This is a genomic window from Pseudomonas sp. GW821-FHT09C08 (assembly GCF_059418125.1).
The window spans coordinates 741526-750339 of the sequence record NZ_JBWKPG010000004.1 but is presented as its reverse complement, the minus strand read 5'-3'; the positions used below and the strand labels follow the sequence as shown (position 1 = coordinate 750339).

Below are 8814 nucleotides of genomic sequence, written 5' to 3'. Positions count from 1 at the left end.
CAGGGCAAGCCTGCTCACCACAATTAGCCTGCTGGGCCTACGCATTGGTGCCTGAGTAGTGAATCTGCATACCTTTCAAATCCAACCCATCACAGGCGTTGCCGATCACGGCCATGTCAACGGGTTGTTGTGGTGAGCAGGCTTGCCCTGCGTTGGGGTGCGAAGCGCCCCCATGAATCCCACCGCATCGTTTCAGGCAAACCGCGGTGTGAGGTTTTAGGGCTGCTTCGCAGCCCAACGCAGGGCAAGCCTGCTCACCACAATAACCTGCTCAACCTGCTCAACCTGCTCAACCTGCTTGGCCTGCTTGGCTGCTTAGACTGTTTGGCCTGCTTAGACTGTCTGGCCTGCTTAGCCTGCTGAGCAAGATACGTCCGCATACCCGTACAAGACCGTTTGCGAGCACTGGCCCACTCACTGCCAAAAGGCTGCCTCTACTGCCAGACCCTCACTGCGCATTAATGTAATAAAACTGCGCCTGGGTCTTTTCAACCGCGGTTCGCACTTTATCCTTCTGCGCATCGGTGCCCGAGTAGTAAATCTGCATACCTTTCAGATCCAGCCCTTCACAGGCGTTGCCGATCACGGCCACGTCAACGACAGTGCTGGCGCCGATTATCAGAAAGCCGGTGTCGCCCAGGCTTTTGGCCTTCAACAATTCTTCTTTCAGATACATCGCATTGGCGCCACCGGCCATGGCAAGGGCCAGGTTGTCGGCGATCAAACCATGGCTGGGGATTTTCACACTGTGCAAGCGCACCCTGTTTTCCCCGGAAGGCAGCGACATGACATGCGCGGTGGCGGCTTCGTCAAAAATCTGCTTTTCGCTTTTACCCGGGGTGGCGCAACCGGCGAGCATGGCGATGAGGGCGAGGGCGACGAATGATTTCACTGTGTATTCCTTGTGTGAAGGCTGTCCATGGCCGCGCATCATAGGAGACCCATCCCACAAGAGCTACCGCAGTCTTCTCACCGCGCGCCGTCAGAACTCCCGCTCAACCGCGTGATCGACTACCATACCGCGCCGGTTCCCAAATGGGACTAATAGGGAATCCGAAGCGCGGTATGCCGCGCCAATCGGAACTGCCCCCGCAACTGTAGGTGCCGAGCCTGCTCCTTGATGCCACTGGACCTCGTCCGGGAAGGCCGGAGCGTGGCGACGACGCATCAGTCAGGAGACCTGCCGGCCCAAGCACCAACACTAACCGGCGGGGTGTCCGGGAAGGACATCCTTGCCTGCCTGGCCCGCAGCGTTCGAGGGCGTAATTCCAGACCGTACCTCCCCAGTTCCACGTACGGTTTCAAGGAGATCGCCCCATGCTGCCACGCGTTACCGCCCTGATCACTGGCCTGGGCTTCTGTGCCCTGGCCCACGCCGCGCCCACCGAGTACCCGCTGACTGTGCAGAACTGCGGCAGCACGCTCACCTTCCAGCAGGCACCCGCGCGCAGCGTGACCATCGGCCAGGCCGCCACCGAAATGCTCTACGCCCTCGGCGTGGGCGATAAAGTGGTCGGCACCTCGCTGTGGTTCAACAGCGTCCTGGCGCAGTACAAGGCACAGAACGACACAATCGAACGCCTGGCTGACAACGAGCCCAGTTTCGAGGCGGTGATCGCCAAGCGCCCGCAGCTGGTGGCTGCCGAGCTGGAATGGGTGGTCGGCCCGCAGGGCGTGGTCGGGACCCGCGAGCAATTCCACGAATTGAAGATCCCCACCTACCTGCTGCCCTCCGACTGCGAAGGCAAGGACAACCTGGTCGGCGCCGACGGCACGCGGCTGGAGCCGTTTCGCATCGAGACAATCTATAAAAGCATCAGCCAACTGGCGCAGATTTTCGACGTACAGGATCGCGGCCAACAGCTGAACGACGAGCTCAAGGCGCGCTTGGCCAAATCCGTCGCGACCGTGCAGGGCAAAGGCCTCAAGCAGGCCAGCGCGCTGGTGTGGTTCTCCAGCTCGGAGATGGCCAGCGACCCCTACGTGGCCGGCCACAAGGGCATTCCCGAGTTCATGCTGCAAACCCTGGGGCTGCACAACGTGGTGCAGTCCGATGAAGAATGGCCGGCCGTTGGCTGGGAAACCATTGCCAAGGCCAACCCGACCTTTTTGGTGATCGCGCGCATGGACCGCCGCCGCTACCCCGCCGATGACCATGAAAAGAAACTTGCCTTCCTGCGCAGTGACCCGGTCACCCGCAACATGGACGCGGTGAAAAACAACCGCATCATCATCCTCGACGCCCTGGCGCTGCAGGCCAGCATCCGTATGTTCGATGGCCTGGAACAACTGGCGACAGCCATCGATGGCTACGACTTGCCCAAATGATACGCACCCTACTCGCCCTGTCGCTGCTGATGATCGCCGTGCTCGCCGGCGTGGCCATCGGCGAAACCGCCATCGCACCTAAGGTGGTGCTGCAGGTGCTGGCCAACAAGCTCTGGGCCGCCGGCTACGTGCTGGACCCGATCGATGAGGGCGTGGTGTGGAACTACCGCCTCACGCGCGCGCTGGTCGCTGCCGCATGCGGCGCCGGGCTGGCCACCTGTGGGGTAATTCTGCAATCGCTGTTGCGCAACCCGCTGGCCGATCCGTACCTGCTGGGCATCAGCGCCGGCGCCTCGACGGGCGCGGTGCTGGTGGCGTTGATCGGGGTGGGCGGCGGTTTGATCTCGCTGTCGGCCGGAGCCTTTGTCGGTGCGATGGCCGCATTTGCGCTGGTGATCCTGCTCGCGCGAGCCAGTGGTTCGGCCAGCGGCACCGGGCAGATCATCCTCGCGGGCATCGCCGGTTCGCAGCTGTTCAATGCGCTGACGGCGTTCCTGATCACCAAGTCGGCCAGCTCCGAACAGGCGCGCGGCATCATGTTCTGGCTGCTCGGCAATCTCAGCGGGGTGCGCTGGCCGTCGGTATGGCTGGCGGTGCCGGTGGCAGTTGCAGGGCTTGCTGTGTGCCTGTGGCACCGGCGCGCGCTGGATGCGTTTACCTTCGGCAGCGACTCGGCGGCCTCCCTGGGCATCCCGGTGCGCCGCGTGCAATTTGTGCTGGTGGCCTGCGCCGCACTGGTCACGGCGGTAATGGTGTCGATTGTCGGCTCCATCGGATTTGTCGGCCTGGTGATTCCCCACGCCGTGCGCCTGCTGCTCGGCACCGGGCACTCGCGCCTGCTGCCCGCCAGCGCCTTGGGCGGCGCATTGTTCTTGATTGCAGCCGATGTGTTGTCGCGCACCTTGATCAAGGGCCAGGTCATTCCGGTCGGCGTGGTCACGGCGTTGGTGGGTGCGCCGGTGTTTGCGCTGATCCTGATCGGCCGGAGGAATGCGCGATGACCGTACTGAGCTGCATCGGCCTGGGCTTCAAAGTGCGTGAAGCCACGTTGCTGCGCGACATTCACCTGCAGGTTCAGCGGGGTGAAACCCTGGGCATCGTCGGCCCGAACGGCTCCGGCAAATCCACCCTGCTGAAACTGCTGGCCGGCCTGCGCACCCCGGCCACGGGGGAGGTGCGACTGGGTGAAGTGCGCCTGGGCGACCTGTCCCGTCGTGCCATTGCGCAGCAACTCGCGGTGGTCGAACAACAGGCCGACACCGACGACGCCATCCGCGTGTTCGACGCCGTGGCCCTGGGCCGCACGCCCTGGCTGTCGGCACTCAGCCCCTGGTCCCGCGAGGACGACGCTATCGTGCACCAGGCGCTGCAGGATGTAGACGCCACCCACCTGGGCCAACGTGCGTGGCGCAGCCTCTCGGGCGGTGAACGCCAGCGGGTGCACATCGCCCGTGCGTTGGCGCAACGGCCGCAGATCCTGTTGTTGGATGAGCCGACCAATCACCTGGATATCCAGCATCAACTGGGGATTCTGAAGGGGGTGCAAGGCTTGCCGGTCACCACCTTGATTGCCCTGCATGACCTCAACCAGGCGCTGACCTGCGACCGCTTGGCGGTGCTGGATCATGGGCGGTTGGTGGCGCTGGGCAAGCCGCTGGACGTGCTGACGCCGCAGCGGCTGCAGGCGACGTTCGGGGTGCAGGCGCATTACCTGACAGACCCGTTCGATGGCGCGCAGATACTGCGGCTACGCCCAAACTGATCAGAGCACTCAACGGTCGGAGCCGGCTTGCCGGCGCCTACACTGGTGGTGTCATAGGGTGCGCTGCATATGCGTCGTGCGCCACACCGGGTCCGCGTCCACATCCACCACTTCGAACCCCTGCCGAAGCCAAAAATCAATCGCCCCAGGCAAAAACGGATGGGTGTGCAGGTACATCACCGCGACCCGATCCGCCTTAGCCTGCGCCTCCAACGCAAGGTACAACGCGCGCGCCAGACCAAAGCGGCGAAACGCCGGCAGCACAAACAGGCGCACCACCTCCACGGTCTTTTCGCCTTGGTAATTCAACTGCGGGAAACGACCGTCGTAAGGCAGATAACCAATGGCGGCGACGATCTGGCCTTGATCGCAGGCAACCAGAAATTGCCCATCACCCTGCACATAGATCGACTCGAAATGCGCCAGGTCCGCTGGCATCCCTGTCGCGTCGAGCTTGGGGAAAAGCTCGGCACGGGCCTCCAGCACGAACGCCAGTACCTCAGGGATATCCGCCGTCGTGACCGCCCGAATGATCGGCCTTGGGCTCATGCAACCTCGATCTGCGTAATCCCCACCACCTGCGCCTGCTCGAGAATCTCCTCCGGCGCTGCATCTGCGGGCGGCAGGATCAAGCCGTTTTCCGCATCACCGAAATGCAACTGCAGCAAGTGCAACGCCGCCTCATGCACCGGCAGGTCGGGCTGTTTGAGCTCGAACACATGGGTGCGGGGTTCGTCGTTGAACAAGTAGTTGAGGGTGTATTCGCGCATGGGAGGAGTCCTTGTCATGGAAGAAGAGCTGCTGATTAACCTGACTCATCGATCAAGTTTTAAGTTCAATGGATCAGCATTGGCAACAGCTCCGGCAGCACTTACTGGCGCAACTCACACACTGCATTGCCCTTCATTCCCGACGCATGCACGCTCACATGGCGCACGCGAAAACCCGGCTTCTGGACGAACTTCTTCTCTTCCCAGGTGCTGCCGTTTTCGACCTGGTAGCCGATGGCGCCATCGGCTTGCCAGGTCAGGCGCAGCGTATACACACCGTTTTGATCGGGAGCCCGATGGAAAAACGTGTCGATCACCGGCTCCGCCTTGTTGAAGGTGCGCACCTGGAACAAGCGCAGGTCAGTGTCGGCGGGCGTGTAGCTGGAAAGAAACAACGTATCGTCTTCGGCAGCATCCTCAGCGGCCGCGAGGATCACCGATGGCACCCACTTCTCGCCACGGTCCTGGGTGTCGGTGGTCACCTTGCAGGTCAACTGGCCCTTCTCGGTCACGTCCTGGCGCCAGGCGGTCTCGTAGTAGCCGTAGGGCACGTCGAAGCGCACGGCTTTCTCAGTGACTTGCTCGCAACCGGCCAGCAGGTACAGCGCCGACAAACCGATGAATCCTTGAAGAACCTTCACGTGCTTTCCTTGGCTTGATTGTGGGAGGCGAGAGGTTACCCGGCTTGTCGGAAAAAGGGGATCGTTTTAGCCGGACGGCGTGGCGTGTTATATCTGCGCGCCACCTCTACAACAGGAACGGCCCATGTCCTCCCCCGTCCCCCTCCTCGGCTGCCGGTCGATCATCGACGTGCTGCGCCACATGACCGAAGACGGGCCGGAATGGGCCCACCGTTACGTCACCCTGTGGCTCCAAAACCCTCCGGATGCCTGGGTGTTGGTGTACCCGCTGCAAGACACCACCGAGGCGTATTTTGACTTTATGTACACAGGTACGCAGTCGCCGAAGGCAGCCCTGCCGACGCTGTTGGCCAAGTACCCTCAATGTGACGTCATCGATTGGTCGCCCGGACGCCTGGCATGCATCAGCGCCCCTGCGACAAACATTGAGACACTGGAGGAGATTATCCAGGATCTTGCGCAAGAGGCGTGGGGTGAGCGCGGCACACTGATGAGCGCCTCGTACGAGCAGACGATTAGCGCCTGAACACCTGGCTGAAATGGAGCATCCTGATGGCTGAAAACTCTCTTGTGACCGCGGTTGTTACCGCTGTCCTGACTTCCCTACTCACGCTGGCCGGTACCTACGCCCTGCAATCCCGCCAAGAGGCTCGGGCGCAGGCGAGCCAATTTCTGGACGCGGCACAAAACACGGTGCAAGAAACCGTGGCTATTCTGGATGATGGTTACAACGCGTTGGACAAGTTGATCAACGCAACGCATGAAACCGGGTGGAAAGAGTTCTCCCAAGGCCCTTGGCGCGAATACATGGCATTCGAGCGCCGCTGGCATCAGAGAATGATTGTTCAGCACTTCAAGCTGGAGCGGTACTTCGGCAAAGACATGGCCGATACGCTGATTGACTTGGACGACGTCCCCATGGGCCCGACCCACACAGGCAATGATAAGGAAGACCCGGCAGTCAGGCGCTATAACCTCCAGAAACTCGCGGCCGATACCGAGTACACCGTACGAAGCATGACAGTGACCCAGGACATGATCGACGAAGACATCAAAGCCGGAAAACCTGATGGGTTGATGGAGATGATTTTTGCGGTAAATAGCGACAGGGATACCGCGAGCCGTCAGCTCAAGGAATACGATGCCGGCTCGATCAGACTGCTCAAGGCACTCGACGGAAGGCTGACCGAATTGGGTGCCAGTAAGGTCACAGTCGTGGGTACGAACAAAAAGGACTGAAGATGACTGAACTGCCAATGGCCGACGCGCGCCAGAACGATAAAAACCGCAAGATTATCCACGCCACGGTCGCGGCGAGAAACCTGGCAGGCGCAGCAAACAATACCAAGTGGAACGAACTGATCAGCCACTTCCGCCAACGCCCTGGTTGGCGCCCGTCCTATCGCTCCAAATCCATCAAAGGCCCACGCTCGGATTGGGATGTGGAATGGTTTTACCACCTTCCATTTCCATTTGCGTATGTCGAATGGTTCGACATCGGCTTGTGGGAACTGGCGCCCTCTTTGGGCGTGCTGCTGCCACAAACATACATCGACCATACCGAAGAAATATCGACAGTCGTCGCGCGAATTGGCTTCGAGTTTGAAGTGCAAGCCGATGTGCTAAGGATTTGGGGCTACCTTCCAAAATCCTACGAAGACTTTCCGCCTGCCTAAGACGAAACCTCGATGGTCCGGGTAATCCACCCTCGGCTGTAGGCAAGCACGCCCGCGCCCATTGCCACCGGAAAATGAATAAACCCATGCGCCGACTCCGCCAACAGATGCGCCTCAGCGCCCGGCCACCGCTCAGCGAGCATCAGCGTGTCATCCTTCAACGGGTCCAGCTCCCCGACAAACATCAACGCCGGCGGCAAGCCCTCGAAGTCGCCATACAACGGTGACAGCGGTGGCCGCCGACGCTCGTCATCGCTCAAGCCCGGCGTCAGCATGCGCAATGCCTCGACCATGCCCCGCCCGTCCAGCAGCAACGTGTCCGGCCCCGCCGAGCGTACGCTCGGGGTGCCGGTCAGATCGTAGACACCGTAATACAAGACCGCCCCACTCACCCGCTGGAGCAATTGCGGCGATTCTTTCAACGCCAGCAATGTCGCCGCAGCCAAGTGCCCCCCGGCCGATTCACCGACGACGATCACCGGCAGGTCGGCAAATTCATCGTCGGTGAGCAACCAACGAGCGGCCGTCAGGCAGTCGTCCATCAGCCCTTCGACCGGCGTGTCGACCGCCAGCCGATAATCCACCGACACCACCGCCACGTCGCACGCGTTGACCATGCCCAGATTGAGGTCGTCGTCCATCTGCGCATTGCCGATGACCCAACCGCCGCCGTGGATATCCAGCACCACGCCCTTGGGCTTGCCGCTCGGTCGCAGGATGCGCACGGGCACCGATCCTACAAGCTTGCGCTCTGCATCTGGCGCCTTCTTTAGCGTCTGGCTGACGCGCAGCAGTGCCTGGATCAAGCGCGGCGTGACGCGATTACGGATCTTGAAACGCGGCAACCAGGCGAGCTTCTGATTGAAGCGGCGCATCTGGGCCAGTTCAGCCTCACTGGCAGGCCAAGGTTTGCAGGCCATCAACGGTTATTCCGCAGGATCGAGAAGTTCAGCGCCGCCGCCACACACAGCCACGCCAGGTAAGGGAACAGGATCAACCCGGTGATCAAGTCCAGGCGCACTGCCAGCACCACCATCGTCGCCACGGTGATCCACAGCAACACGATCACCACCATCCCGGCGAGGATGCGATGTGCGCCGAAAAACACCGGCGTCCACAGCGTATTCAAGGCGATCTGCGCCGCCCACAACGCCAGCACTTCCTGGCTGCCGGGGATCAGGCTCAGGCGGTAGCCGGCCCAGGCCAGCAGCAGGTAGATGATCGTCCAAGCCACCGGAAACAACCAATTGGGTGGGGTGAAACCGGGTTTGACCAGGGAGTCGTACCAGGCCCCGGGCTTGAAAATAATGCCGGTACTGGCGGCGGCGGCGCAGGCGAGCAGGAAGATGAAGAAAGTCATGGTCGGTCCTTGGCTGAGCATTTCAAGCTTGGACGTGTCGCACACGGGTAAAAGTTCACTGCCGATATACGGGTGGGCACTGGCAATGCGGGGTACCTTTATCGCCTGACATACCGCTTTCGCAGCCTCGCTGGGGCTCGGCTCCCACAGGGGGGCTGCTGTGCTGCTGCATTCCAGTATGTCTAAAGATGGGATTTCAGCCGTGGCCACGATCAACTGTGAGAGCTGTCGAGCCCCAGCGAGGCTGCGAAGGGATCGCCACGCCCTACCGACCCAC

General features: G+C 61.4%; 12 protein-coding genes and 1 riboswitch. Of the genes, 6 read left to right on the top strand and 6 right to left on the bottom strand.

Annotated elements, in window-relative coordinates; all coding sequences use genetic code 11:
* Positions 1-448 precede the first annotated feature (448 nt).
* Positions 449-892, bottom strand: coding sequence for a hypothetical protein (locus AC07OJ_RS18015; RefSeq protein WP_120449199.1), 444 nt, complete (start codon positions 890-892; stop codon positions 449-451).
* Between the two features lie 116 nt (positions 893-1008).
* Positions 1009-1202, top strand: a riboswitch (cobalamin riboswitch).
* Between the two features lie 115 nt (positions 1203-1317).
* On the opposite strand from AC07OJ_RS18015, the gene AC07OJ_RS18010 reads away from it, so the two are divergent.
* From AC07OJ_RS18010 to AC07OJ_RS18000, 3 genes are read left to right on the top strand one after another with little or no spacing between them, the layout of a single operon-like run.
* Positions 1318-2328 carry an ABC transporter substrate-binding protein gene (locus tag AC07OJ_RS18010; RefSeq protein ID WP_495094932.1) on the top strand — a complete coding sequence of 337 codons (1011 nt, stop codon included), beginning with the start codon at positions 1318-1320 and terminating at the stop codon, positions 2326-2328.
* Entirely contained in the window at positions 2325-3329 is a 1005-nt protein-coding gene (locus AC07OJ_RS18005) for a FecCD family ABC transporter permease (protein WP_495094931.1), read from the top strand. The genes AC07OJ_RS18010 and AC07OJ_RS18005 overlap by 4 nt, the downstream gene beginning before the upstream one ends.
* A complete protein-coding gene (locus AC07OJ_RS18000) occupies positions 3326-4090 on the top strand; it encodes an ABC transporter ATP-binding protein (protein WP_495094930.1) in 765 nt (254 codons plus the stop codon). The genes AC07OJ_RS18005 and AC07OJ_RS18000 overlap by 4 nt, the downstream gene beginning before the upstream one ends.
* 51 nt (positions 4091-4141) lie before the next feature.
* On the opposite strand, the gene AC07OJ_RS17995 is transcribed toward AC07OJ_RS18000, so the two are convergent.
* From AC07OJ_RS17995 to AC07OJ_RS17985, 3 genes are all read right to left on the bottom strand, one after another.
* On the bottom strand, positions 4142-4639 hold the full coding sequence (locus tag AC07OJ_RS17995; RefSeq protein ID WP_495094929.1) for a GNAT family N-acetyltransferase: 498 nt from the start codon (positions 4637-4639) through the stop codon (positions 4142-4144).
* Entirely contained in the window at positions 4636-4860 is a 225-nt protein-coding gene (locus AC07OJ_RS17990; protein ID WP_213552772.1) for a hypothetical protein, read from the bottom strand. Before AC07OJ_RS17990 ends, AC07OJ_RS17995 begins: the two co-directional genes overlap by 4 nt.
* 101 nt (positions 4861-4961) lie before the next feature.
* A complete protein-coding gene (locus AC07OJ_RS17985) occupies positions 4962-5501 on the bottom strand; it encodes a hypothetical protein (protein WP_226939940.1) in 540 nt (179 codons plus the stop codon).
* A 124-nt stretch (positions 5502-5625) separates the two neighbouring features.
* Between AC07OJ_RS17985 and AC07OJ_RS17980 the strand changes: the two genes are divergently transcribed.
* From AC07OJ_RS17980 to AC07OJ_RS17970, 3 genes are read left to right on the top strand one after another with little or no spacing between them, the layout of a single operon-like run.
* Positions 5626-6027: a hypothetical protein gene (locus AC07OJ_RS17980; protein ID WP_495094928.1), complete on the top strand. Its 402-nt coding sequence runs from the start codon at positions 5626-5628 to the stop codon at positions 6025-6027.
* Positions 6028-6053: 26 nt separating this feature from the next.
* The gene (locus AC07OJ_RS17975; RefSeq protein ID WP_495094927.1) at positions 6054-6740 is read left to right on the top strand and encodes a hypothetical protein; all 687 of its coding nucleotides are present in this window, start codon (positions 6054-6056) and stop codon (positions 6738-6740) included.
* Positions 6741-6742: 2 nt separating this feature from the next.
* The gene (locus tag AC07OJ_RS17970; protein ID WP_201145487.1) at positions 6743-7177 is read left to right on the top strand and encodes a DUF6678 family protein; all 435 of its coding nucleotides are present in this window, start codon (positions 6743-6745) and stop codon (positions 7175-7177) included.
* Here AC07OJ_RS17970 and AC07OJ_RS17965 read toward each other — a convergent pair.
* Together AC07OJ_RS17965 and tspO are read right to left on the bottom strand one after the other, a co-directional pair.
* Positions 7174-8097, bottom strand: a complete 924-nt coding sequence (locus tag AC07OJ_RS17965; protein WP_495094926.1) for an alpha/beta hydrolase fold domain-containing protein — start codon at positions 8095-8097, stop codon at positions 7174-7176. The two genes, AC07OJ_RS17970 and AC07OJ_RS17965, sit on opposite strands and share 4 nt — an antisense overlap.
* Positions 8097-8537: a tryptophan-rich sensory protein TspO gene (gene tspO / locus AC07OJ_RS17960; protein ID WP_065904475.1), complete on the bottom strand. Its 441-nt coding sequence runs from the start codon at positions 8535-8537 to the stop codon at positions 8097-8099. Before tspO ends, AC07OJ_RS17965 begins: the two co-directional genes overlap by 1 nt.
* Between the last annotated feature and the right edge of the window lie 277 nt (positions 8538-8814).